This window comes from Leucothrix pacifica, from assembly GCF_003172875.1.
Lineage (GTDB): Bacteria > Pseudomonadota > Gammaproteobacteria > Thiotrichales > Thiotrichaceae > Leucothrix > Leucothrix pacifica.
Genome location: NZ_QGKM01000001.1, coordinates 60,170 through 86,641 on the forward strand (window position 1 = coordinate 60,170; position 26,472 = coordinate 86,641).

The 26,472-nt window shown below is 47.3% G+C and carries 22 protein-coding genes; 10 read left to right on the top strand and 12 right to left on the bottom strand.

From position 1 onward, the window contains the following. Positions 1-86: 86 nt before the first annotated feature. The 7 genes from DKW60_RS00310 to DKW60_RS00340 all read right to left on the bottom strand — a co-directional run bounded on the left by DKW60_RS00310 (position 87) and on the right by DKW60_RS00340 (position 7,631). A complete protein-coding gene (locus DKW60_RS00310; RefSeq protein WP_109835667.1) occupies positions 87-1,007 on the bottom strand; it encodes an ABC transporter permease in 921 nt (306 codons plus the stop codon). After that, positions 1,007-2,131, bottom strand: coding sequence for an ABC transporter permease (locus DKW60_RS00315; RefSeq protein ID WP_109835668.1), 1,125 nt, complete (start codon positions 2,129-2,131; stop codon positions 1,007-1,009). Before DKW60_RS00315 ends, DKW60_RS00310 begins: the two co-directional genes overlap by 1 nt. Further along, the gene (locus tag DKW60_RS00320) at positions 2,124-3,680 is read right to left on the bottom strand and encodes an ABC transporter ATP-binding protein (RefSeq protein WP_109835669.1); all 1,557 of its coding nucleotides are present in this window, start codon (positions 3,678-3,680) and stop codon (positions 2,124-2,126) included. The genes DKW60_RS00315 and DKW60_RS00320 overlap by 8 nt, the downstream gene beginning before the upstream one ends. Positions 3,681-4,069: 389 nt before the next feature. Continuing rightward, a complete protein-coding gene (locus DKW60_RS00325) occupies positions 4,070-4,285 on the bottom strand; it encodes a TIGR02450 family Trp-rich protein (protein WP_109835670.1) in 216 nt (71 codons plus the stop codon). 86 nt (positions 4,286-4,371) lie between these two features. Further along, positions 4,372-5,586: an L-2-hydroxyglutarate oxidase gene (gene lhgO / locus DKW60_RS00330; protein ID WP_109835671.1), complete on the bottom strand. Its 1,215-nt coding sequence runs from the start codon at positions 5,584-5,586 to the stop codon at positions 4,372-4,374. 12 nt (positions 5,587-5,598) lie between these two features. Next, positions 5,599-6,459 (bottom strand): 3-mercaptopyruvate sulfurtransferase, encoded by an 861-nt coding sequence (sseA, locus tag DKW60_RS00335; protein ID WP_109835672.1) that lies wholly within the window; start codon positions 6,457-6,459, stop codon positions 5,599-5,601. Positions 6,460-6,473: 14 nt separating this feature from the next. Beyond that, entirely contained in the window at positions 6,474-7,631 is a 1,158-nt protein-coding gene (locus DKW60_RS00340) for an extracellular catalytic domain type 1 short-chain-length polyhydroxyalkanoate depolymerase (RefSeq protein ID WP_146203406.1), read from the bottom strand. 106 nt (positions 7,632-7,737) lie between these two features. Between DKW60_RS00340 and fdxA the strand changes: the two genes are divergently transcribed. The 4 genes from fdxA to DKW60_RS00360 all read left to right on the top strand — a co-directional run bounded on the left by fdxA (position 7,738) and on the right by DKW60_RS00360 (position 12,264). After that, positions 7,738-8,061: a ferredoxin FdxA gene (gene fdxA, locus DKW60_RS00345; RefSeq protein WP_109835674.1), complete on the top strand. Its 324-nt coding sequence runs from the start codon at positions 7,738-7,740 to the stop codon at positions 8,059-8,061. After that, positions 8,062-8,631 carry a helix-turn-helix domain-containing protein gene (locus DKW60_RS00350; RefSeq protein ID WP_109835675.1) on the top strand — a complete coding sequence of 190 codons (570 nt, stop codon included), beginning with the start codon at positions 8,062-8,064 and terminating at the stop codon, positions 8,629-8,631. 90 nt (positions 8,632-8,721) lie between these two features. Further along, positions 8,722-10,269 (top strand): ATP-binding protein, encoded by a 1,548-nt coding sequence (locus DKW60_RS00355; RefSeq protein WP_109835676.1) that lies wholly within the window; start codon positions 8,722-8,724, stop codon positions 10,267-10,269. Between the two features lie 111 nt (positions 10,270-10,380). Next, positions 10,381-12,264, top strand: a complete 1,884-nt coding sequence (locus DKW60_RS00360; RefSeq protein WP_109835677.1) for an Ig-like domain-containing protein — start codon at positions 10,381-10,383, stop codon at positions 12,262-12,264. A 71-nt stretch (positions 12,265-12,335) separates the two neighbouring features. Here the strand turns inward: DKW60_RS00360 and DKW60_RS00365 are convergent, their stop codons facing one another. Continuing rightward, entirely contained in the window at positions 12,336-15,386 is a 3,051-nt protein-coding gene (locus DKW60_RS00365; protein ID WP_146203407.1) for a hypothetical protein, read from the bottom strand. Between the two features lie 373 nt (positions 15,387-15,759). Here DKW60_RS00365 and DKW60_RS00370 point away from each other — a divergent pair, with 373 nt between their 5' ends. Together DKW60_RS00370 and DKW60_RS00375 are read left to right on the top strand one after the other, a co-directional pair. Next, the gene (locus tag DKW60_RS00370) at positions 15,760-18,207 is read left to right on the top strand and encodes a GcvT family protein (RefSeq protein ID WP_109835679.1); all 2,448 of its coding nucleotides are present in this window, start codon (positions 15,760-15,762) and stop codon (positions 18,205-18,207) included. A gap of 147 nt (positions 18,208-18,354) precedes the next feature. Continuing rightward, a complete protein-coding gene (locus DKW60_RS00375) occupies positions 18,355-19,632 on the top strand; it encodes an MFS transporter (protein WP_109835680.1) in 1,278 nt (425 codons plus the stop codon). A gap of 26 nt (positions 19,633-19,658) precedes the next feature. Here the strand turns inward: DKW60_RS00375 and DKW60_RS00380 are convergent, their stop codons facing one another. Next, complete coding sequence (locus DKW60_RS00380; protein WP_219988579.1) at positions 19,659-20,438, bottom strand: GDSL-type esterase/lipase family protein; 780 nt, start codon at positions 20,436-20,438, stop codon at positions 19,659-19,661. A gap of 44 nt (positions 20,439-20,482) precedes the next feature. Further along, the gene (gene ald, locus DKW60_RS00385; RefSeq protein WP_109835682.1) at positions 20,483-21,601 is read right to left on the bottom strand and encodes an alanine dehydrogenase; all 1,119 of its coding nucleotides are present in this window, start codon (positions 21,599-21,601) and stop codon (positions 20,483-20,485) included. A gap of 153 nt (positions 21,602-21,754) precedes the next feature. Here ald and DKW60_RS00390 point away from each other — a divergent pair, with 153 nt between their 5' ends. From DKW60_RS00390 to DKW60_RS00405, 4 genes are all read left to right on the top strand, one after another. Then, complete coding sequence (locus DKW60_RS00390; RefSeq protein WP_109835683.1) at positions 21,755-22,231, top strand: Lrp/AsnC ligand binding domain-containing protein; 477 nt, start codon at positions 21,755-21,757, stop codon at positions 22,229-22,231. A 102-nt stretch (positions 22,232-22,333) separates the two neighbouring features. Continuing rightward, positions 22,334-23,092: a 5'-methylthioadenosine/adenosylhomocysteine nucleosidase gene (locus DKW60_RS00395; protein WP_109835684.1), complete on the top strand. Its 759-nt coding sequence runs from the start codon at positions 22,334-22,336 to the stop codon at positions 23,090-23,092. Between the two features lie 337 nt (positions 23,093-23,429). Next, the gene (locus tag DKW60_RS00400; RefSeq protein WP_109835685.1) at positions 23,430-24,776 is read left to right on the top strand and encodes an ABC1 kinase family protein; all 1,347 of its coding nucleotides are present in this window, start codon (positions 23,430-23,432) and stop codon (positions 24,774-24,776) included. Positions 24,777-24,916: 140 nt separating this feature from the next. Further along, a complete protein-coding gene (locus tag DKW60_RS00405; protein WP_146203409.1) occupies positions 24,917-25,570 on the top strand; it encodes a toll/interleukin-1 receptor domain-containing protein in 654 nt (217 codons plus the stop codon). Between the two features lie 136 nt (positions 25,571-25,706). On the opposite strand, the gene DKW60_RS00410 is transcribed toward DKW60_RS00405, so the two are convergent. Together DKW60_RS00410 and DKW60_RS00415 are read right to left on the bottom strand one after the other, a co-directional pair. Next, positions 25,707-26,183, bottom strand: coding sequence for a type II toxin-antitoxin system VapC family toxin (locus tag DKW60_RS00410; protein ID WP_109835687.1), 477 nt, complete (start codon positions 26,181-26,183; stop codon positions 25,707-25,709). After that, the gene (locus DKW60_RS00415) at positions 26,180-26,446 is read right to left on the bottom strand and encodes a DUF2191 domain-containing protein (protein WP_109835688.1); all 267 of its coding nucleotides are present in this window, start codon (positions 26,444-26,446) and stop codon (positions 26,180-26,182) included. The genes DKW60_RS00410 and DKW60_RS00415 overlap by 4 nt, the downstream gene beginning before the upstream one ends. Between the last annotated feature and the right edge of the window lie 26 nt (positions 26,447-26,472).

Sequence of the window (26,472 nt, forward strand, 5' to 3'; positions counted from 1 at the left end):
TGCAGCAAGCCTTGGGTGTTTGCTGCGGCAAATCATTTCAAGCGAAGCTTGAATGAGCAAAGTAAATACCCAAGGCTTGCGGAAACCTACGAAGTAGGATGAAACGGCTTCCCAATGCACGCAGGCGAATTCAACTTAATCTTATTCTGATCCCGCGAAATCAACACCAACACCAGAATTGTCACCAAATAAGGCAACATCGACATCACCTGCGACGGAATCCCAATCCCCATCGCCTGTGCATGTAACTGCAATATCGAAATACCACCAAACAAATACGCACCCAGCAACACACGCCAAGGACGCCAGGTCGCAAACACCACCAAGGCCAGCGCTATCCAGCCACGCCCTGCACTCATGTTTTCAATCCACATCGGGGAGTAAGCCAGCGACAAATAAGCCCCCGCAATGCCCGACATCGCGCCACCAAACAAGATAGCAAACAAACGAATGCGAACCACCGGATAGCCCATCGCATGCGCCGCATCGTGCGAATCACCCACTGCCCGCAGCACCAAACCTGCGCGACTATACGTCAGAAACCACCACACCAAAGGCACCATTAATAAGGACACATATACCAGCACATCATGCTTGAAAAACACTTCGCCAATCAGCGGTAAGTCTGATAAAAAAGGGATCGCCACTTTTGGCAAACCGTCATAAGCAACACCGACCAAGTCCTGCCCGATCAATGCGCTCAGCCCGACACCAAAGATGGTTAATGCCAAACCGGTTGCCACCTGACTAGCCTGAAAACCTAAGACTAACGCAGCAAAAATCAGCGATAACAAAGCTCCCGCCGCCGCACCCGCGACAACGCCAAAACTGGCACTTCCGGAAAAATGTACCGCTGCAAAACCACACACAGCACCTGCCAGAATCATGCCTTCCACACCAAGGTTCAGCACACCAGATTTCTCGGTGATCAACTCGCCTAAAGCGGCAAATAACAGCGGCGTTGCAGCGGTGATAATGGTTAAAATCGTTGGAATTAAGATATCCATTATTTACTCTCCGTTGCAGTATTGGTGGTGGCCTGCGTTGTATCCTGATCGGCTATTGCAGAGACGGGACCCGTCTTTCGTACGATCTGATAATGAATTAACACATCACATGCCAGCAAAAAGAATAGCAACATACCTTGGAAAACACCGGTCACCGCTAATGGCAGATTTAATGAAATCTGGGCGGATTCGCCACCAAGATAGGAAAGCGCTAACAAAAGTCCCGCTAACAACACACCAACCGGATGCAAACGCCCCACAAATGCCACGATAATCGCGGTAAATCCGTAACCCGGTGAAATGGTGGGTAGCACCTGCCCAATCGGGCCAGACACTTCAATCATTCCGGCAAGTCCGGCTGCACCACCGCTTAGCAACAAGCTAAACCAAATAATATTGCGCTGACTAAAACCGGCATAACGGCCAGCTGCCGGTGCCTGACCCAATACTTTGACTTCAAAACCAATCAAGGTGCGCGCCATCATAATCCAAGCTGCAACCACTACGGCTAAGGCCATCAGCCAACCGACATGTAAACGCGTCCCTTCTAGGATGATGGGTAATAATGCAGAGTCGCTAAACAGGCGGGACTCCGGAAAATTATAGCCATCAGGGTCACGCATCACCCCATGAACTAACAGACTCAACAGCAGACCCGCCACGTAGGTGAGCATAAGACTGGTGAGTATTTCATTGGCGTTAAAGCGGGTACGTAGAAACGCGGGAATAGCTGCCCAGAACATACCGCCTGCGATACCTGCCAAAACCATAAGCGGGATCACCCAAACCGATTCCACTTCGTAAAACAACAGGGCAACCGCACCACCACAGATCCCACCCAAAGTCAGCTGACCTTCTGCGCCGATATTCCAGATACCCGCCCGAAAGCCGACTGACAAGGTGACCGCAATCAGTACCAGCGGAGTCGCTTTAACCCCCAGCTCTGCCCACCCGTAAAGACTGGTTAACGGCTCAACGAAAAAGGCATACAGCGCTTCTGTAGGCGATACGCCCATGAACAAAAATAAGATAATTCCCGCTAATAAGGTTAGAAGTAACGCTAAAAGCGGCGATACTAATACCATTTGACGAGACGGTTCAGGGCGCTTAACTAACTTAAACATTATTCAGCCCTCCGGTTGCCAGACTTTTTTCATCCAATGCACTACCCGCCATTAGCAGACCCACCTCTTCAATACTCAGCGCCGCCGTGTCATAGATGTCGGATAACTCACCAGCACAAATCGCTCCGATGCGATCAGTTCCTGCCATCAACTCATCTAAATCCTGTGAAATAATCAAAACTGCTGCGCCCCTATCTGCCAAATCCCGCAGTGCTTTATGAATGGTTTGCGCGGCTCCCGCGTCCACGCCCCAGGTTGGCTGGGATACAATCAGCAAGCCTGGGTTTTGCAATATCTCCCGACCGACAATGAATTTTTGTAAATTACCGCCAGACAAGCTGGAAGCAAACGCTTTGCTGCCGTTGCTTTTGACATTGAAATTCTCAATCACTTTTTCGGTGAATTGCCGGGTAACTGAGTTTTTAATAAAGCCACCACCGACCAAGCCAAGACGCTGAAAAGCAGTTAAAAAAGTATTATCGACCAGACTCATTTCAGGTACTGCACCATGTCCTAAGCGCTGCTCAGGAATAGCCGCCACACCCAGCGCACGACGTTTATTCGGACCAAGCTGTCCGCAGGCTTTGCCATCAATGAATAAACTATCACTTTGAGTGCTGACCGACTCACCACTCAGCGCCATTAGCAATTCATCCTGACCGTTACCCGCCACACCAGCGATCCCCACAATCTCGCCGCAATGCACGTCTAAGTTGATATTTTTCAGTGGAATGCCGAATTCGTCAGCGGCTTCCAGACTAAGGTTTTTCACAGACAAGCGTAGCTCGCCGGCCTGATTTCCAATGCGTGGTGTAGTGGTTTCTAGTGTCTCGCCCATCATCATGGCTGCCAGACTACTGGTACTCTCATCGTTTACATCCGCCACATCTACACGCTTACCATTGCGCAGAATGGTCGCCCGATGACACAGTGCTTTGATTTCATCCAACTTATGACTGATATATAAAATTGCCAGCCCCTCTTCGGATAAGCGACGCAATGTTTCAAACAGTCGCGACACCTCCTGTGGCGTTAACACCGAGGTTGGCTCATCCATAATCAGTAGTTTCGGTTCCTGCAATAGGCAGCGAATGATTTCAATGCGTTGCCTTTCACCCACCGATAACGTGTAAACGTGGCGGTCTGGGTCTAATGGCAGACCATAACGACTTGAGATTTCCAGAATGCGTGATTTAAGCTCGGCGCGATTCACCTTGCTGTCCATGCCCAATGCGATGTTTTCAAGCACTGACAAGGAGTCAAAGAGAGAGAAATGCTGGAACACCATTGCCACGCCTAGTTCTCGGGCAAACGCAGGGTTAGGAATACTCACCGTGTTGCCTTGCCAGTCGATCTGTCCGGAGTCAGGTGCAAGAATGCCGTAGATCATTTTAACTAAGGTGGATTTGCCCGCGCCGTTTTCCCCCAGAAGTGCGTGAATTTCGCCAGCATGAATCGTTAGATCGACATCCTGATTGGCAATCACACCGGGGAATGTGCGGGTCATTTTAGAAAGACGTAGTAATGGAGAAGTGCTCGATTCGGTCATAAATAGTCGCTTCGTGAAAACGGACGTAAGAAAGGTAGTACGAGTGCCCGAATCGATTATTGCATGATTGGTAATAATTCCCAATGTTTTGAAAGTCTTTGCATTGCTTGGCTTAATGCGATGTAACTTATCGGAGTAACAACTGAATGCAGCGGTGACGAAGTTTGAATTTTAACTGAGGAGAGAGTGTGAACCTGAGATAATGCGCATAAATTACAGGCATTAAAAAACCAAAGGGAGATAGCTAACAAAGTGGCTTTCGTTAACTACCTCCGATTGGTTGAGGAGGAGGAAATCATCTTACGGGTTAAATATTATCTATTTTGCTGCTCTGCAACAATTGATTAAAACTCAATAAAGAGTTTAGAAAACCTAACCCCTACAATCCGTTACCGCCAACCCTGAATCCACTGCGCCTCATTCTTAAGCTCCGTCCAGTCTATGGACTCTGCACGTTTCGATAGAATCGCCTCCAGAATGCAAGACTCAACCAAGCCCTCCTCATCAAATTCCACCTTAGTGATAATAAAATGCTTTTCACGGTTTTTAGGCGTGACAGCCGTCCATTTGCTATTGAGTAATTTTTTCGGGTTAATTCTTATCATGGCAACTCGCTATTATCCCACCAAGGGTATTTTTTCTAAATGACTAAGCTAATCAGCATTACATAGTGACGCCTGTCAGGATAGCTTTACTCACCCAATACCCGCTCACAAATATACTCACCAATTGGAATCGCTGATGTTGCCGCTGGCGAAGGCGCATTACACACATGCAAACTGCGCGCACTTTCCGCAAACAGAAAGTCATGCACTAATGAGCCATCTTTCATTACCGCCTGCGCCCGAATCCCTGCCGGATAGGGCTGCAAATCTTCCAGTTTCAATTGCGGACAATACTTCTGTACTTGCCTCAAATAGCCCGGCTTATACCAAGAATTCTTAGTTTCAATCAGACCGGTTTTCCAGTTGTCCCGTAACACTTTCCAAAATCCGGGAAAGCGCACCATATCCCAGATATCCTGCAAGCTAATATTAATCTTGCCATAGCCCTCACGCTTCCAGCCCTGCACAGCGTTAGGGCCCACTGTCACACTACCATCAATCATGCGGGTGAGATGAACCCCTAAAAACGGCAAATCCGGATCAGGAATGGGATAGATCAGGTGATTGACTATGCCGTTGTACTTCGCAGGGAGTTGGTAGTATTCCCCCCTAAACGGAATAATCTGAAAGTCAGTGTCAATGCCCAGCATTTTGGTAGTTCGATCAGCCATCAGGCCCGAGCAAGTTATCAAATAACGCGTACTTAGTTGAGTCTCGTTGCTGCTAGCATACTGATTCCGTATTTTCACCATCACATCAATCTGCTCTGGCGTTTCCATCAAACCGATCACTTCATGCTGCAATCGCGCCTCGCCACCTGCGGCTACAAAGGCTTCCACCATCTTCTCAGTCACTAGCTGATAGTTAACGATACCAGTGGTTTTTACCAGCAAACCACCGATGCCGGTGATATTGGGTTCGCGTTGTTTGAGTTGCTCTTCAGACAACCACTCCACATCCAGCCCGTTCTGCTCAGATCGCTCATAGAGGGCCTGCATGCGCTGGTATTCCAGTTCATTAGTCGCTACTAGCAACTTGCCACATTGGTCATACGGAATGTTATACTGCTCGCAAAAGGCAATGGTTGCATCAACCCCTCGACGGCAAAAATCGGCTTTTAAACTACCGGGGGCGTAATAAATACCTGCGTGAATAACCCCACTATTGTGACCGGTTTGGTGTTTGGAATAGCCGTCTTCTTTTTCCAGCAGCAAAACAGATTTATCAGGCTGGCGTTGTTTGAGTTGCCAGGCGGTGGAAACACCCACAATGCCACCACCGACAATAATGTAATCGTACATTGTCTGCCTCTCTTAGGCGTTTGAAGCGGTAGTGGCTAGTGGTAAATCCTCACGAGCCCCCCATTCACTCCATGAACCATCGTAAACAGACAAGTCAGGATACCCACAGACATGCGCGGCAAGTGCCAAATGGCAGGCTGTCACACCAGAGCCACAGCTGAAAATCAGGCGTTGATCTTTATTGGCTAACTCGCTGAATAATGGTGCTAATTTCTCAGTGGATTTGAGGAAGCCATTATTCAGTAATCCCATAAATGGCAAATTCTTAGCACCCGGCATATGGCCACTTCGTAAGACTTCACGCGGCTCTGCCTCAGTACCATCAAAGCGACTGGCCGCTCTGGCATCCAGCACGACAGCTGAGTCATCATCCAATGCTTGCAGGACAGCATCAACGTCAGAAATCATGTCGGGTTGATAGCTGGCGACAAAATTACCGTTTTTTGGCGGCTCCGGTGCATCTGTATTCAAAGGGAGTCCGGCAGACTGCCATGCGGGTAAGCCACCATCTAAAATCGCTACCGCCTCATGTCCCATTGCGCGGAACATCCACCACGCTCGCGGGCTTGAGAACATCCCCAAGGAATCGTATACAACCACGTCACTGTTTTGGTTCACACCTAACGCCTGCACCGCATCTGAAAACAGCTCAGGGGTCGGCATCATGTGTGGATACTCGGCCCCTTGCTGACAAATCTCCTGATCAAAATCAAAATACTGCGCATTATCTATGCGTTGTTGTTGCCACTCACTGCGTCCATCACGTTGCATAGCAGGCATAAAATAACTGGCATCCAGCACCACTAGATTGTCAGTATCAAGGCGATGAGAAAGTTGTTCGGCAGTGATTAATGGTGTGGGAAAGGTATTCATAGTCAGGCTCTCGGTTAGCGTGGGTGTCGCTTGAAGAAGAGCCATATTATTTCAGAAATATTCGGACCACGCGACTCGCTGTATTTAGCCGGGTTGCCACCAATCCAGCCGTGCTTCAGCTTTTCTACCAATAAAGTTTCTACGGGTGTGCTGGTGCTCCCGCGTTGATACAGGCGATATTCCCAGCCGATATCACGCGTTTTATGAGCGATGGGATCAGGACGCTCTTTGCGGGCACGCTTGACCTCAAGCCAGCTGTCACGCAGGTTAAGCGCTGATTGCAGCTCAACGGTTTGGTCATTTTGCGATTGAATAATCAATAAGGGCGCGAGCTTGCCTTTGCCTTTTAGTTGAGTTTTCATACGCCTCACTGTGTTGGCAATACTATGATATTTCACCGATAAGAATTGATTAATCCGCACAGCTCGCGCTGACTCGCCATAAGCAACACCCGCGACACTCGCGCCGGAGGCAAACAACTTGCCATGTGCCACCAATGCCGCCACACTCATGGCCGCACCTGAGGACAATCCGGTGATATGAATACGTTCTTTATCCACCGTAAATTCGCCTTGTACCTGCTCGATAATACGGTTTAAATCCTCTACTTCACCCGTGCCTGAACGCACATGAAAGCGCTGCCACCATCCCCAGCAATTCAAATTCCGCATGCCGATATAGCGCGTCACAAAGGGATAGACCACGATAAAACGCTCGCGATCCGCTACCTCATCAAAGCCGGAGGCCGCACGAATATCCAGATGGGTTTGTTTGCAACCATGCAACACCATTACTAGTGGCAGCTCCTCATCCAGCCGGTATCCGGATGGTGTGTAAACGATGTAATCACGCGCTTGTGACAGCAGATATAAACCTGCAGGACTGCTTAACTCATGAGTGTTTCCCAATGGCAAATAATCAGGATTGGATTGGCGCTCTGCAGCCAAGAGCAAGCTTTCTTCAAAGGGTTCTGAGGGTGTCGAGACAACCACTTCGGGCGTTGGACCATCAACTGCCGTTGTGTCATCAGGAACTTCAATATCTCGCGGGCGCGGACGGAATCGTTGAAAGCGTGGTAGTGCACGCACCTTCAGCTTGTCATATAAACGATGTAGCCGGGTGCTTATAACTTTATAATAATTCTTCATTTTATGGAGTAGTGAACGCAGCACTTGCAACCTCAGATACACTAATTGGATAATGTGTTACACATCAGTGGCCTCTGACAGGGCTTAAAGTTCACACTATTTCATCAATTTAATAACCTGGAAATAACTCATGACCTTTGTCGTTACCGATAACTGTATCAAGTGCAAGTACACGGATTGTGTTGAAGTTTGCCCCGTGGATTGCTTTCATGAGGGTAACAACTTCCTGACGATTGATCCAGACGAGTGTATTGATTGCTCCTTATGCGTACCTGAATGTCCCGCAGAAGCTATTTTTGCGGAAGAAGACTTACCGGAAGATCAACTACATTTCATTAAAATTAATGCGGACTTATCCGCTGAATGGCCCGTCATCAGTGAAATGAAACCTCACCCGGAAGATGCCGCAGAGTGGGACGGCGTGAAGGATAAATTGCAATATCTGGAACGCTAAGTGATTGAAGACAAACACCGTATCGGTCAACAAATACGGGACTTACGCAAGGCTAAAGGCATTAGCTTAAGCACATTGGCGACGACGATTGGTCGGTCTGTTGGCTATATGAGTCAGGTCGAGCGCGGTGTTTCAGAGGTGAAGCTGTCGATGCTTCAGTCGATCAGCGATGCCCTTGGCGTGTCGATCAGCTGGTTTTTTCATGCCAGTCAGGAAGCTGATAGCAAGGAGGCGGATTATATTGTGCGGCACAATCTGCGGCGCTCGTTGGATCTGTCTGGCTCCGGCATTACCGAACAACTCCTGTCACCGCGCCTTAGCGGGCAACTACAGCTGATCCTCACAACCATTGCACCCGGTGCAACCACCGGGCCGGATGCACGCCGTCGTGATGGTGAGGAAGCGGGTTATTTGCAATCAGGCTCTCTGGAACTGCAGATTGGTGAAAATACCTTTCAACTGGAGGCAGGTGATAGCTTTTCACTGGTTGGGGATGAGCCACACCGTTGTCATAATTCCAGTGAGGAAGATGCGGTGATTGTTTGGGTGATTACGCCGCCATCATACTGATATTTAAACATAGTTTAAACATGCCGCTTTAACAGCACTGTCTCATTTCATGCTAGACTAAACCACTCAGTCACACATTCTTTGGTAACCATGAAACGACTTAAATTACCTATTGGTATCCAATCTTTCGCTAAAATCCGCAGTGATGACTATTATTATGTCGACAAAACGGCATTGGCTTTGGAATTAATCGAGGGGGCTTCGCACTACTTCCTTTCTAGGCCGCGTCGTTTTGGTAAAAGTTTATTTTTAGATACCCTAAAAGAACTATTTGAAGGCAATGAGCCACTATTTCAGGGCCTAGCAATACATGATCAATGGGATTGGGCAGTCAAATATCCCGTGTTACGTTTTAGCTTTGGTATCGGGAATTTCACCGAACCGAATTACTTACACCAAAACTTAATGGCGCAACTGGATACTCTTGAAACTCAGGCTGGCTCACAGTCTGGCTATAATACCTGCCCAGAACGTTTCCAATATTTAATTCGCCATTTGCATCAACAAACCGGCTTACCCGTGGTAGTGCTGGTTGATGAATATGACAAACCCATCTTAGATGCCCTACAAGACCCGGCACTTGCCCGTCAAAACCGTGACTTCCTGCGCGGATTTTATGGCACGATCAAAGATAATGACGCACACATTAAGTTCACCTTTTTAACTGGCGTCAGTAAGTTTTCTAAAGTCAGCCTTTTCTCCGGCCTTAATAACTTAAAAGACATTACACTGGATCATCGCTACTCAACACTCTGTGGCTATACTGACAATGATATCGATACCGTCTTTAAACCTGAGTTAGCGGGACTTAATCGAGAGGATGTTCGCACTTGGTACAACGGTTATAATTGGCTTGGTGGTGGGGTTTACAACCCCTTTGATATTTTACAACTATTCGATAACCGAGAATTTAAGAGCTACTGGTTTGAAACAGGCACACCTACTTTTTTAGTTGATCATCTCGCTAAAAATCATTTTTTTAGCCCCGACTTAGCCGCGTTACAGTCAGATGCTGCGCTACTCTCCGCCTTTGATATTGAACATATCAGTAATGAAGCGCTGTTATTTCAAACAGGTTATTTGACGATCCACGATACTCAACAGCCCTTATTGGGTCATTGGATTTATACCTTGGGTTATCCCAATTTAGAGGTAAAGAGTAGCTTAAATACCAGTTTATTAAGTGCTTACGGGTGCGATGAAAGCAAGGTATTAAAAAACCGCTTAAGTCTGTTGCGTATTTTACAAACGGGAACTTTAGAAGCACTTAAAGCGCTGTTTCATGCCTTCTTTGCCAGCATTCCACACCAATGGTATACCAAAAATGATATTGCGGATTATGAAGGATATTACGCGAGTGTGTTCTACTCCTACTTTGCAGCGTTAGGCCTGGATGTAGTCGTCGAAGACTCAACCAATCACGGTCGCTTAGACATGGTCTTGAAATTTGAAAATCAGGTCTATTTGTTTGAGTTCAAAGTGGTCGAACTCACTTCGAATGGAACAGCCTTGCAGCAAATCAAAGACAAGCAGTATGCGGATAAGTATCGTGCACTGAATCAACCTATTCATTTGATTGGTGTGGAGTTTAGTCGAGAAAATCGAAATATTGTGGGGTTTGAGGTAGAGCAAGCATAAATACTACATTGTCTCTTTGTCAGGAGATAACAACCACTTATTTTCCCCTCATAGCTTACGTCTTATTATTCCTGCTAAATATCTTGTTATATGAAATAACTAGGTATAGCAATGAAACTCCTCAAAAAATCACTTTGCACGCTTGCCATCACTCTATGGGCAAACCAGCTAGTTGCAAGTCCATGGCCAACAGGCATAGATGACAAAGTATCACTCGTTCAAAACTGGACTATCTCCATTCCTGTGCTTGATAACGATATCGGTCATAATTTAGAAATATCAGACTTTAATGCGACCTCTGTTGCATGGGGCAGCATCACGCTCAGTGAAGACAAACAATCGCTTAACTACAAACCACGAAATAATTTCGTCGGTACAGATGAATTTTGGTATGTCCTGAAAGATGATCAGGGACGAACAAATGCAGCAAAGGTTGTTGCTGAAGTCGTTTCAAGTGTCTGGCCTGAAGCGAAAACGGATTCTGTTGATGCAACATATGATGAAGTTGTAAAAATTCCTGTTCTGGATAATGACATCGGCACTAATTTGAAAGTTATCAGCGTCAACGAGTGGTCTGTTAACCAAGGAAAGGCATGGATCAGTTCAAATAATGAAATCAGTTATCAGCAATACGGTGAAGCACGTGGTAAGCAGCAAGATGAGTTTTGGTACGTGTTCGAAGATCAGTGGGGACGAAAAAATTCTGCCAAAGTGATTGTTTCACTCACGGAAAAAGCAAGCACTGCATGGCCAACCGCGACACCTGATGAGGCAGTAGCAAACAATGGCCTACGCGTGAATATTCCGGTTCTTGAGAATGATATTGGTGATGAGCTAAAAATCGAAGCAACTAATGAGTGGTCTCAAAATGGAGGAAAAACGCGGATTATAGGCGACATCATTCGCTACACCCCTCCGGCTAATTTTTCCGGAACAGATAGTTTCTGGTATGTGTTTGTAGACAATCAAGGCAGAACCAATAGTGCAAGAGTAGATGTAGAAGTCACTGAAAATAAAGAAAAGTCAGTGGTTGAGTTCTGCGACAATACTTATGAAACGGATGGAACAAAAGCAAATACACAACTGAGCAACTCATCTCCTTTAGCACCTGTTAGTTACCCCTCCACTATTTATCAATACTCATATTTTACGGATGAGGATGGCAACCGCATTTCGAGTTGGGTAACTGACGAACGAGCTTATTACACAGAAAGAACGGATTCCGAATCTGTGCTTTGGATGAAAGTTAATGGCTCAGTCAGTCGTGTCTCTTCAATTGCTAATGGTTTTGAAGGCCAACCATTCAATCCACTTGCCAGTTATCAGGGTGCATTTTACTTTGTTCAGGAAGGTCGCCATTTATATTCTCACGATGGTGGTAAATTAACTCATTTAGGTGATCTTTTATTAGACCTTGGTGCTGGTAATTTTTACACCTATGAAGATGGCCACACTCCTGATGATAGTGAATATATCAATGCTGCCACTAACCTAACCTGGGGTGCTGAACATCGTGGCGGAGCTGGCGACGCGCTACACTTGGAAGTACTCAATCTCATTAATCCAACCGATGGGGCTACCCCAATCCGCAAATATACTTATTTAAGGATAAGTGAAGATACCGGTAGTCAGCCAATTAAAATTCAAACGACGACAACTTACTCCAGCTCTAATTCATATCAAAATGAGAGTAATAGCAGTTTTTATTACTTTAACGGACTGGACTACTATAAGTACTTTTTCAGTGATGGTACTCGTGATGGTGTGCAATTCACCTCAAGCAACTGGGAGCACACTATCAAACAAAGTGACAACGGTGTTGTTCTAGAGAGTACTGGCGGGGTGATTAGTAAGTTTGTTGAAGACAGAGGGCGCCTATTTATAATTACCGATGCGTTCGACCCCGGCCCATTTTTTTCTAACGCTTACCAGTCAAAACTGTTTGTCGTTAATAATACAACGGATGAGCTTGTTGAGTTAGCAGGCTGCGAATAAAACAAAGGCCCGGAATACATAATGTTTCGGGCCTTTTACTGTCACTGTGTCTGTTTTTGAGCTACTGCCCTTTAACAACCGTCCTCAACAAACTCAGGCCAGCAACCCAATAGTGCCTCCTGAAATGTCAATGCCGCATCATACTTAGGCGACTCTTCACGCGTTTTACCCAAATGCTCTTTTATTCCAAAGAAGCCATAACGATTAAAGGACTGAGGCGCAGTGAACAATACAAACTGTTTACCACCTGCTTCTTTCCAGCCATCTAATAAACGCGTGTAGTAAGCGCCCATACGGTCATCACGATTGGCTGCTTCGAAGTAATCCCAGAGACTTTCTTTGCGTTCGTCACTGATTAAAGTATCACCCCAATTTACTGTCAAATGCGCACCACCTTCATAAGCATATAGCTCAACACCGTGGCTATTGGCGACGTCAATTTGTGGCTGAATCAGCTTAATGGTTGCTTCAACATTATCCGCATCACCGCGTAATGACGCATCGGTCACGGAATCATCATAGTCACCATCCATGACTTCAAACACCTGTTCCAATGACGTCACTTCAGACATCGTCATCGGTACAGTGTCAGTGTTATAACAACTGGAATGATCAACCGTATCACCAGCACCATTTACGAATTCACGCGACCAGCATCCATGGAAATAAGGCGCAATCGCCACCGCGTCGGTATGTTCACTGGTGTCTTCGTAATCCAGTAAATTTTGCGCGAGCGAATGGAATTTATGCTGACCACCAAGAATACGCTTCAAACGGCTGTTATCAGCAAACTCTGCTTCAAAGATCTTAAACATTTCAGTCGCACGCTTGGCATAGTAACGGGTACGCACTGAGTAATCGGTGTTGCGGAAAGGGTAATCCTCCATCGCACTAATCACAGGGTCGTTGTAACCCTTTTGTTGCACATAATGATGTCCCCAGAAGCCGGCATTCCAGACTTCATTACTGTACTCAATATGAGCGACCAAGCTGTCATCCAACTCATCAGCAATCAAGGTGGCATATTTGCTCATGTAGCCATCACCCGCATTGTGAGGAATGGTATACCAAGGATGCGCCTGTAGTTGATTAGCCAGTGCAATGGTTAGCTCCAATGGTACACCCTGACGATTCAAAACGCTGGTTTTGTAAGAACCACCCCAGTAAGGGCTATCCATCGTAGGGCGGTCATTCCATGACGCTGCTTTTAATAAACAAGACTCGTAAGTCGGTGTCGTTGATTCAGTTAAACCGTCACATGGATCATAAGTTTGAGACTCAGGGCGACGTGGCGATGCTTCCATGATATTCATCATGCGCAATACACGGAAATCACGGGCAAACTTCAGATAATCAGGGTTAAACACAATCGCATTACGGTTGTGCTTAAGTAATTCTACAAATGACACAAATGGCTCGCTGCCACAACTCGACGCTGATGCTACGCGATCAAACGGATTACCTTTACAGATACCGCCCGGCGCAATGATACGGATATTACGCACCGGGTCAGTCGGATCTGTCGCAGTAATACTGACTTCCAGTCCACGCTTATTGTTGTAATTATCACCCGCTCCTGAACCATCGGAATCCGGGCAGGCATTTGCTGCTTTTACATCAATCGTGTCATGGTTTGTTGCGACGCGCACGACATCACAACCCATTCCGCTGTAACTAATATTTCCTGTACCCTCATAAAGCACAGTGTATCGGCCTTCAGGGAATGACAACCCCGGTGCAAATTGCAAAATACGGGTAAAAGCATATTTACTGATGCCGTTTGCGGTGTCAGCCTCCGAACAACTCGCCGGAATTCTTTTTGGCCAACCCGCTGCTGTATACACAATATCCGGGCATGAAGACTCCTGAAATGGGCGAGCCACACGGAAAATATCGGCGGTAATCAATGGCTGATTAATGTGATCGGATTCTGCCTGAGGCGTTTCCAGATTCATACCCAGCACACGGTTTTGCGGCACCGATGAGGGCTTTAGTAATTGCTGCTCCAGATCGTATAAGCGAAATGAAGCGATTGGGTTACTGGCTTCAGGGTCATTAAGTTCCTTCAGCAACTCAGTCAGATTTTGTATCAATGGGTTAGTGCTTGTGCTTGCAGCAACCAAGGCTTCGATACTGGTTGGCAACTCGTCAGTGGTCACAGGCCCTAAGTCTAAACCAGCCACCTGAAAGCTAATATCCTGCGAGCCGTCTTGTTGGAAAACACCGTTTTGCGAGGTGGTACCAGACATTGAACCAGAGACGTAATCAACGCCTGAAACAGGTTTTCCGCCTAAGGTTAGAATCGTCGCAGCGACTTCATCTAAAGACGCCAGATTATCTGGCAGGGTATATCGCGCCACACTGCCTCCCTGATCTTCAGCAAGTATTGTTGGTAAATTTTGCAGAGTTGGGTTGCTGGCTGCTGCAGGATTTCCGGCAATGAGTGACTCAATGCTTACTGTGCCAGTATCCGGAATATCAAGCCCCCGGACACTACCAATCTCAATGCTACCGATCTTAAACGTCACCACACTCAGTGAGTCATAGCTAAAACGACCCGCATTATTGGTAGCACCACTGGTTAATGACACTGTACGATTGGTGGTTACGGATGAATCAACAACCGTACTGTAATCCGCATTGACCGCAGGCTTACCGTTAACTGTGAGAATGGCTGTAATCACCGGATTTAAAGCCGCAAGCTCTGATGGCGCGACAACTACACCACTGGATGGGTCTGTATTCTCAAGCAATAATGTCGCGAGGTCAGTAATCAGAGGATCAGTACCACTGTAATCATCCAGCAAAGATTCCAGTGTCAGCGTACCGCCATCACTCAAATCCGCTGCGCTCACCGTTCCAATCGCAATATCACCCACACTGATTGCGATTTGACTACCAGTTGCATAGCTGAACTTACCATCTGATGCAGTCGTCCCGCCGCTATCTGTGGTCCCACCAGTACTGCTGAAATTTAGCCCTTGAACCGGTTTGCCATCTAAAGTGATGTCCGAAGATTTCAACGCAGGTGTGCTGCTACCGCCTCCTCCGCCGCCACAAGCGGTAAGAAATGCCAACGCAAATAGAATAAAGAAATACCGCAGTGCCTTGTGTAACGCCATGTGTTTGCCCATTTATAATAGATTCTTATGTGTGTGATTAGTCTAGATTAGTTATCAGAAATTACAGTTAGTTCACAATCCGGCTGTTTATTAAAAACCACACTCCCTGCGAGTTTCTGCTAAACCAAACAAGAATAAAGCAATAAACCACGAATAAATAATTAATTTTTGCACTTATCAACCCATACCCCACCCCACTTAGAGCCACTTAAAATAACAAAGTGATTGAGAATTTCAGAATGTGTTTGCTAAAAATGAAAAAAATCAATATATTTTCATTTTAGTGATTCAGCGCCCAACATCACATTCCAGTGACTGCTGATCAATGACCGCTCCACGCTATTCGTCGTCTCATCTAACACAGGAATTCGCTATGTCAGTCAATCTCCCTTCTCATGCCCAAGTTGTCATCGTTGGTGGTGGCGTTATCGGCTGTAGTATCGCTTATCACCTCACCAAGCTCGGTTGGAAAGACGTGGTGTTGCTGGAACGTAAAACACTCACCTGCGGCACCACCTGGCACGCAGCGGGCTTAGTGCCACAGCTTCGCGCCACTTACAATATGAGTATGCTGGCAAAATACAGCACTGGCTTATACGAATCACTGGAAGCAGAAACCGGTCAGGCGACTGGCTTTAAACGCAATGGATCATTGACCGTCGCTACTTCAATGGAGCGCATGGAGGAGCTTAAACATGGCGCATCCATGGCACGTTACTGTGATTTTGAAGTACAAGTAATTGAGCCTGAGCAAGCTAAAGAACACTGGCCGCTACTCAATATCGACGACCTAACAGGTGCGGTATACCTACCAGGCGATGGACAAACCAACCCAATCGACACCACACAAGCGCTGGCTAAAGGCGCAAAAATGGGCGGCGCTACTATCATTGAACACTGCAAAGTCACTGACGTGTTCAAAGAGAATGGCAAAGTCACCGGTGTCGCTACCGAGCACGGCAATATCAGTGCGGATTACGTAGTGAACTGTGCCGGTATGTGGGCCCGCGAGTTTGGTAAGTTGGCGGGCGTTAACGTACCTCTACATGCAGCAGAACACTTCTACGTAGTCACTGAGCCAATGAGTGATCTAGGCCGCAATATGCCTATCCTGCGTGATCCTGATGGATTCAACTACTACAAAGAAGATGCCGGTAAAATGCTGGTCGGTACTTTCGAGCCCAATGCAAAGCCGTGGGGTATGGACGGTATTCCGGATAACTTCAGTTTTGATGAATTACCGGAAGATTACGAGCATCTGGAACCTTATCTGGAAGCTGCCATGCACCGTATTCCATCCATGGGCGATGTCGGTTTGCAGGTATTCTTTAATGGCCCGGAGAGCTTCACGCCAGATGACCGTTACCACTTAGGTGAAGCGCCTGAGCTAAAGAATTTCTTTGTCGCCGCAGGCTTTAACTCGGTGGGCATTCAATCCGCTGGTGGTGCAGGAAAAATGCTGGCGTCGTGGATCGTCAACGGACACGCGCCAACTGACTTATGGGATGTAGATATTCGTCGTAATGGCAAATTCCAGGGCAATAAAAACTACCTGTTTGACCGCACCAAAGAAGGCTTAGGCTTACTCTACGCCAACCACTTCCCATTCCGTCAATATGAAACCGCGCGTAACGTGCGCAAAAGCATTCTGCATGACCGCTTAGCTGCCCACGGCGCATGTTTTGGTGAAGCTGCCGGTTGGGAACGTGCCAACTGGTTTGCACCTGAAGGCGTCACACCGGAATATGAATACTCCTTTGGCCGTCAGAACTGGTTTGAATACAACGCTGCGGAGCATAAAGCCGTGCGGGAAACGGTGGGATTATTCGATCAAACCTCATTCTCAAAATACCTGCTACAAGGCCCGGATGCCTGCAAAGTGCTGAACCAAATCTGCGCCAATAATATTGATAAACCAGTGGATAAAATCACGTATACCCAGTGGCTAAACGAGCGCGGAGGCATTGAAGCAGACTTAACCGTGACGCGCATTGCAGAAGACCAATTCCTGATTGTCAGCGGTGTTGAAACACAAACCCGCGATATGGACTGGCTAAAGAAAAACATCCCGGCAGACGCACGCGCTTATGCCTCTGATGTCACCTCGGCTTATGCCGTGATTACCCTGATGGGGCCTAACTCGCGAGCACTGATCAGTGAGTTAACCGATGCTGATATGAGTCATGCCGCTTTCCCGTTCGGTAGTTCTCGTGAGATCGATTTAGCTTATGCAAAGGTTCGGGCATCACGTCTGACGTATGTGGGCGAGTTGGGTTGGGAGCTTTATGTACCGACTGAGTTCGCGCCTGCGGTATTCGACAAAATCATGGAACACGGCCCTACCCACGGCCTCAAGCTCTGTGGCTATCACACCCTCAACTCCTTGCGCATGGAGAAAGGCTATCGCCATTGGGGACATGATATTACGGATTACGACACGCCTGTTGAGGCTGGACTGACCTTTGCCGTCAGCTTTAAAAAGCCGGATGGGTTTATCGGTAAAGAGGCGCTGCTCAAGCAACAAGCGGAGGGCGTCAAAAAACGCCTTGTGCAATTCCTGTTTGAGGACCCCGAACCACTTTGCTATCACGAAGAGCCGATTTGGCGTGATGGTGAGTTGGTGGGACGGACGACAGCTGGCATGTTCGGGCATACCTTGGGGGCGACATTGGCCATGGGCTATGTTGAGAATGAGGATGGTGTTACTGCGGACTGGATCAATGCAGGGAGCTATGAGATTGAGGTGGCGCAGAAGCGGTATAAAGTGACGGCGAATCTTGGGACATTCTATGATCCGGAGAATAAGAAGATTCGTTGTTAGGTTGCCCCCAGTCTTTTGAATATGGCTTCTGTGATTCCGTTAATGGTTTTAGCCAAAATTTTATCTCTGGCGACCAGCCTTAGTTTATGATGTGATCTGCGGTGCGGTAATTGTGCCGCCAGATCACAGATTTTACAGGCTAACCTCATGGCAAATACCACCACCGAAAACGGTACTTACAGCGCACTAATGAACCCCGTACTTATCGCGGGTTGCATTATTATTCTGGTCAGTTTCTCCATCCGCGCGACGTTTGGGCTGTTCCAGATACCGATTGCCGAGGAGTTTAACTGGCCACGTGAGTCCTTCTCGTTTGCTATCGCTATTCAAAACCTGTTTTGGGGAATTAGCCAACCATTCTTTAGTGCGCTCGCTGAAAAGTACGGCGACCGCAAAGCCATCGTTGCTGGTGCCGCCTGCTATGTGACAGGACTTGTGCTCTCTTCCTTTGCCACTACACCCGGTCAACATCAGTTACTCGAAATATTCGTTGGCTGCGGAATTGCTGGCATGGGATTTGGCGTTATTCTTGCGGTTGTCGGACGCTCAGCATCTGATAAAAACCGCTCGATGGCGCTGGGTATCGCAACTGCTGCAGGCTCAGCCGGACAAATCGTCGGGCCACCGGTGGCGCAGTTTCTACTGCACAATATGCCTTGGCAGCAAGTGTTTCTGGTGTTCTCGGGACTTATCGTACTTTCATTACTCGCGCTAACCATGATGCGCGTGCCACCGGCACCAAAAACCAACCCTCAGACCGATGAACAAATGGGCACGGTAGTACGACGTGCACTCAAAGATCCCACATTTATCTTTATCTTCTTCGGCTTCTTTTCCTGCGGTTATCAACTCGCTTTTATTACTGCGCACTTCCCAGCCTTTATCACAGAAATGTGTAGTGCGATTGCACCAGGCAGCATTATCAAATCACTCGGCGTTTCCTCAACCTCAACGCTCGGTGCAATCTCCATTGCGCTGATTGGATTATTCAATATTGGTGGCACGCTGCTGGCAGGGTATTTGGGAAATATCTACTCCCGCAAGTATCTGTTAGCGGGCATTTATATGCTGCGTACCATTGTCGCGGCCTTGTTTATTTTATTCCCGATTACGCCAGAAACAGTCATCCTGTTTTCAATTTCAATGGGCGCTTTATGGCTGGCAACCGTACCATTGACCTCGGGTTTAGTCGCTCAGATTTATGGCCTGCGCTATATGGGCACACTCTACGGTATCGTTTTTTTCTCGCACCAGTTAGGTGGATTCCTTGGTGTATGGCTGGGTGGAGCAATGTATGACATGTATAACAATTACACCTTGGTGTGGTGGATTGGTGTAGGCTTTGGTCTGTTATCAGCCTTGATTCACCTGCCAATTAAAGAACAGCCTTGGGCAGAAAGAACAGGACAGCTTAAGGTCGCTTAATCACGTGAGATTAGCAAGCTCAGCCCCTACAAGCGTTCTTTCAGTGAGCTTATCCATTGCTGATAAGCCGCTGCGCTGAGGTGGATACCATCTCCGGTATGCAACTCATCTTTAAGGTTCCCATCTTCATCCGCAAAGGCATCATGCAGATCCAGAAATTCAAACGACTGGCTCGCCGCCAGATCAGCAATGGCGGCATTCAATGTCCGAATTCGTTGATTAAATCCGGTCATGCCAAACCGCTCATCTACAGGAAAAACCGACTGCACTATCACAGGAACCTGATCAGGCAGGCTATCTAGAATCTGTTGGATATTTTCCACGATCTGCGCATTACTGCGTGAGGTCCGGATTAAGTCATTAATGCCAATCTCAACCACTATAGCCGATGCCTTGGTCAGCGACTGATACTGACCAATCCGCCCCAGCAAAGCGGCGCTGGTATCCATGCCAATGCCATAATTAATCGCCGGATGAGTCACCGCGGCGACATTTAAGCCTTGCGTCAGACTATCGCCCAAAAAAATCACTGAACCGGCTTCCACACTGCTATCCAGCTGCAGCTGACTGCCTAACATGTCTTCATGGTATTGGGTGATTTCAGGCGGATTCAGTAAGCCCGTTCCCAGCTTACGGTCAATCCGGTAAAGCAGGTCGGTATCAAAGATGGCTAACAGTGCAATGGTATGCACCAGCAGCAACCAGGCAGAGATCATTAGTATTTTTATCATGAGACCAATGATAGTCGCAATCGGTGGAAGCTTTCCAGAATCCACCGCTGAGTGAACACATAAAGTACAGATCACACTGTAAAACACCCCTGCTCGCTATGGACAAGACAGGGGCAGGGTCATTCTTGTAGGGCTTGCTCAGCTGGTACATAGTCGTAACCCAGTGCATCACACACCGCTTCACAGGTCACCATACCGCTGTATACATTCAGGCCATTACGCAAATGGGCATCATCGGCCAGTGCTTGCTTCAAGCCTTTATTTGCCAGTGCCAATGCGAACGGTAAGGTGGCGTTATTCAGTGCCAGCGTAGAGGTTCTGGCGACGCCACCGGGCATATTCGCCACACAATAATGCACCACGCCATCCACTACATAAGTTGGCTCGGCATGTGTGGTCGCTTTGGAGGTTTCAAAACAACCACCTTGGTCGATAGCAACATCCGCTACCACTGATCCGGGACGCATTTTTGGAAGCATATCGCGCGTCAGTAGTTTTGGTGCAGCAGCACCCGGAATCAGTACCGCACCAATCACCAAATCGGCATCGGTTACACAAGCCTCAATCGCATGGGAAGTGGAATAGACGCATTTAGCACGACCTTTGAATTGCTCATCTAACTGACGTAAACGAGGCAGCGAGCGATCCAAAATCGTCACATCAGCCCCTAAACCAACCGCCATTTCAGCGGCATGAGTACCCACTACACCGCCACCAATTACTGTCACTTTACCCGGTGCTACACCCGGTACGCCGCCCAGCAACACACCCGAACCACCTTGTGCTTTCTCCAGGTGATGCGCGCCTGCCTGAATCGACATACGACCTGCCACCTCACTCATCGGTGCCAATAGCGGTAAACCACCGTTGTTATCCGTCACCGTTTCATACGCCACACAGCTGGCTCCGGACTTAATCAGTAACTCCGTTTGCGTTGGGTCTGGTGCCAGATGCAGATAGGTAAACAGCAACTGACCCGGACGCAACATTTCGCATTCCTGAGGCTGCGGCTCCTTTACTTTTACAATCATATCCGCGCGGTCGAAAATTGCTTTAGCGTCATCAATAATCTCAGCACCAGCCGCTTCATACTGCGTATTATCAAAGCCAATGGCTGCGCCACCGTTATTCTCAACCATCACCTGATGGCCATTTTTCACTAACTCATGAACCGAAGCAGGACTTAAACCGATACGGTACTCATGATTCTTTATTTCTTTAGGTACGCCGATTAACATGTTGATTTCCTCATTGTGGTCTGACTGGAAATGTTTGTTTAGATTTATCAATAGTATAAGGAGAATCGCTTAGTTTTATATCTGTAAAATTAACTAAATTTAGTGTTTTATTCTGTGTATTATTAAAACTCAGAAAAATACACTGCTAATAAAATGAAAACTAGTAAAGACACACTGAGCAATATCGACAAAAATATTCTGAGAATCTTGCAGGATGATGGTCGCATCACCTACGCCGAACTAGCCCGTCGCGTTGGGCTGACCACGACTCCTTGTATAGAACGGGTACGCAGACTGGAGCGAAATGGCTATATAAAGCACTACAGCACCGTCGTCGATGCCGAGCAGCTGGATGCTGGTTTAATTGTTTTTGTACAACTTCGCCTCGACCGCACCTCTAAAGACACCTTCGCCATGTTTAAAGAAGCCGTGTTAGAGCTCCCCGAAGTACAGGAGTGTTATCTGGTCTCAGGTAGCTTTGACTATCTGATTAAAGCCCGACTTGCTGATATGGCACAATATCGGCTTTTTTTAGAAGAATCGTTGCTATCAGTCCCCGCAGTGCAGGAATCCACCAGTATTGTAGTGATGGAGGCAATTAAAGAGACGCTGGCAATCCCGATTACCTGACTGCAAACTCATAAAACTGTCCTCCAAGATTTCCTGTTATTATTTGCAGACTGCTACATCAGCGCCTTCTCATCGATTAAACAGCCAAACCAGGACAACTCAATGACTATCGCAATAATAAGCGCAATGGCCGAGGAAAACGCCTCCTTAGTATCTCAAATGAGCGACGTTACCGTTATCGAAGCCGGTAAACGACGCTATCACCGTGGATTATTATGGGGTCAGGACGTGGTTGTGGTGTTTTCTCACTGGGGAAAGGTCGCTGCAGCGAGCACCGTCACCTACCTAATCGCCAAATTAAACGTCGATGAAGTGATTTTTACCGGTGTCGCGGGAGCTATGGATCAGAACTTAAACGTCGGTGATATCGTGATTGCAGAGCAGTTGTACCAGCATGATATGGACGCCAGCCCAATCATCGAAAGACATGAGATTCCCCTGCTTGGCAGGGCTACCATTAACAGTGATCACCAACGTCGCCCACAACTGCTTGAAGCCGCTCAGGACTTCGTTACTCAACATTTACACACAAAGTTATCCACAGAAATCATTAATGAATTCTCTTTGCACAAACCTCAGGTAATTGTTTCTGATATTGCCAGCGGCGATCAGTTTATTTCCAGCGATCAGGATGTACAAGACCTGCGGGAACGCTTGCCTAGCGTGGCTTGCGTGGAAATGGAAGGGGCTGCTGTTGCTCAGGTGTGTGAAGCATTTGAAGTGCCTTTTTCAGTCATTCGCACCATTTCAGACGCTGCCAATGACGATGCGCACATTGATTTTCCTAAGTTTATTAAGGAAGTTGCACAAGTTTATACACAGGGCGTCCTGCATAGCCTGTTCGCATTAAAATCTCACTAAAACTTAGTGTTTATAAAGGGTTTTGACTGAGTAGTCTGAACAGCGTACAAGCAATAATAAATGACGTAATGATAAGGGTATCGACAAAAAATTAAGGCCACGAATTGCTTCGCAGCCCTAAGACTTAGGATCTCACTCTTAGCGGTGAGTACCTTTTTTGGTTAGCGATCCTTACTCATTGCAGGAATAACGTCGCTTATTTAGGTAGTGATTCTGAGGCAGAGAATTGTTCATGCAAACCGACAAGTGGTAATTTATTGGCCGGATATTGCACGTGAATTGAGAATAACTATCAAACGATGCGTTAAAGCGATGAATCTCACACAAAGGCAACACAATGAGCACTAACGAATCAGATAACAACAGCAAGAAAAACAATACCTCAGCAGTGCCAAGCGGCAGGCTATCGCGATTTGCCAAACTCGGTTCACTGGCTACCGGCGTTGCAGGCGGTATGCTGGCAGAGGGCGCACGCCAAATTGCCAAGGGCAACCGCCCGAAAGCCAGTGACATGTTGCTTACTCCCGGCAATGCTAAACGCATCGCTGATCAGCTAGCACAACTGCGTGGAGCGGCCATGAAAGTCGGGCAGATTATGTCGATGGACACTGGCGACCTGCTCCCCAAAGAAATGACCGATATACTGGCGCGTTTGCGCTCCGATGCTAAATCCATGCCGCTCAGTCAGCTCAATACGGTACTGGAAGCAGGCTGGGGCAAAGGCTGGAATCTCAAGTTTAAACAATTCTCTTTTGAACCCGTAGCCGCCGCCTCCATCGGACAAGTGCACTCCGCACACACTAAAGATGGCCGCCACCTCGCGCTTAAAGTGCAATATCCCGACGTGCGGGAGAGCATCGACAGCGACGTGGATAATGTCGCCACCCTGCTTCGTGTCTCCGGCTTCATTCCCAAAACACTCGACTTCAAACCTTTGCTGGAAGAAGCCAAACAACAACTACATACCGAAGCTGACTACGAGCGTGAAGCGACCTACCTGAAACGCTATCGCGAACTCCTCGCTGACGAAACCGACTTTGTTCTGCCGGAAGTCTATGACGACCTGACCACCAGCAATATACTCGCTATGTCATTTGTCGGTGGCGCCCCCATCGAAACGCTGGAGCACGCACCGCAGGAAGATCGTGATCGCGCAGTATCATTGTTAATTTCTTTATTATTCCGTGAGATATTTGAATTCCAACTAATCCAAACTGACCCTAATTTCGCCAATTATCACTACGACAGCGAGACGAAAAAACTCATTCTGCTCGACTTCGGCGCAACCCGCGAATACCCCATCGACATCGCCGACGCCTATCACCAAATGATGACAGCAGGCACACAAGGCGACCGCGAGTCCATGCACCTCGCAGCGGATAAAATTGGCTTCTTTGAAAAAGACATCAAACCGGAACAACGCGAAGCAGTGATTGATTTGTTCGAAACAGCCTGCGAGCCATTGGCTTATGAGGGTGTGTACGACTTTGGACAAGCACAAATTGCCGAGCGGATCAGAGATGCGGGAATGAAGCTGAGTATGGAGCAAGAGTATTGGCATACGCCACCGGCAGATGCGCTGTTTTTGCACCGGAAATTGGGTGGGCTTTATTTGTTGGGAGTGAAGTTGAAGGCTCGGGTGGATGTGAGGGGGTTGTTTTTGGGCAGTGGTAAGAAACCCTAGAAGAGTATATTATTTATGCATTTACGGTTTGTATTATATTGGATCACCCTCACGGAAAATGCTTTGTCTCTCACTCATACAGCGATGAGACGGAACTGTCGGCACTAAGATCAAGTATCAAATCAACAGTCGACCTTTTTGTGTTTCCAAAAATCACCGTGTCACCCAAACAAATGGTCAGCAATCAATTACTGAAAGCGATCGATGGCTGTGACTCTTTAGTTTACCTTACTGGCGATCACTCGATTAACTCGCCATGGGTCACACTTGAAAAAGACTATGCATTACGCACAAATAAACCTGTCTATTCGTTTGATGCAGTTAAAAATCTCTTTACCCGTGACCGATCAAACCCCATGGATATGCCTGTCTTTCCGACCTATTCGAGAAGCGACAAGGAGCAAGTTGACCGGATACTGAGAGTAATGAAAGACGAGAGGTATTTCGACCTGTTCATCGACTATGAAGACATCAGTCCGGGGGACAATATTACAGAGTCCATTGATCACGGGGTATCTTCCAGGCTTCAGCAGGGAGGCTATGTTGTTGTATTCTGGGGTAAAGCAGCATCTGAATGCGAATGGGTTAAATACGAACTCAGCATGAGTGCTAAACAATTTCCGGAGCAAATTCTGCTGGCACAACTTGATGACACCGAGTTACCTGAGGGCTTCACTCATCTTCCACCGGTACACCTTTTTAATCAGGATACGCAAAATATTGACATGAATAGGTTGGACGACCTGATTGTTCGAATATATTGGCTTATCGACAAAACGTCTGCTCCAGTTTAAGGGAGTACTTAATATTACTGACTCCATAGGCGAGAATTCGCAGCACCCCTGAACTGCATTTAGGTTTTAGGGATTATGGATTCATCGTATTTTGAAGTGCCGGAAAGTGATGAAGGTCTTAAACTACATAGTTCATCTACTTCCGATACCTTCCAGCCGCATCATGAATAAGATCAGAGCCCTCAACCGCCAATGGATTCACATGTCGAATCCCAGCGAACCGCTTAAAATCATTATCCGCTGAATACACGGTGTAACCCTGCTCCAAAGCTAACGCTGCAATATGGGCATCGGTGGTTAAATTCCCAGCCATACCAGAGTTGAGCAACAGGTTACGCAGGATATACCAATGCTGCTCCCCCGGTGACACCAGTTTAGTCAATGGGCACTCAAGCCATTCATCCATATAGGCGATGGCCTGCTCAGGCGATAAAGGTGACGCAAATATGCGTGGATTGGTAGTAATTCGTAAAAAAGCCAAGCTGACTACCCAAGGTATCCCCACAACTTTGTTACCCGACAGCGCATTCTCCCACCATGCTTTAGCTTCACGGTGAAACGGTGCATCTTCATTGATGGCGTAAATCAATAAGTTCGCATCCACCAGTATCATTTGCGCAGTTCCAGTTTTGCTTTAATAGCCATATCTTCTAACTCATCCGCAAGGTCCAGCGCTTTGTCTAAGTTATAACCAGCGGATACCGTTCCCATACGCATGGTTTTTAATTGATAGAGTTTTGCTTGCTGTGGTTCGCCGCCCGACAGTCCATTTAGCAGTGTTTCATTGACGATTTGCTTAAAGGACTTACCGGTTTCATAGGCTTTCTTTTTTAGTGCCTCTGCAAGTGCATCATCAATGGTTAACGTAGTTCGCATCTTGATGTCTCCATATGAATCATCAA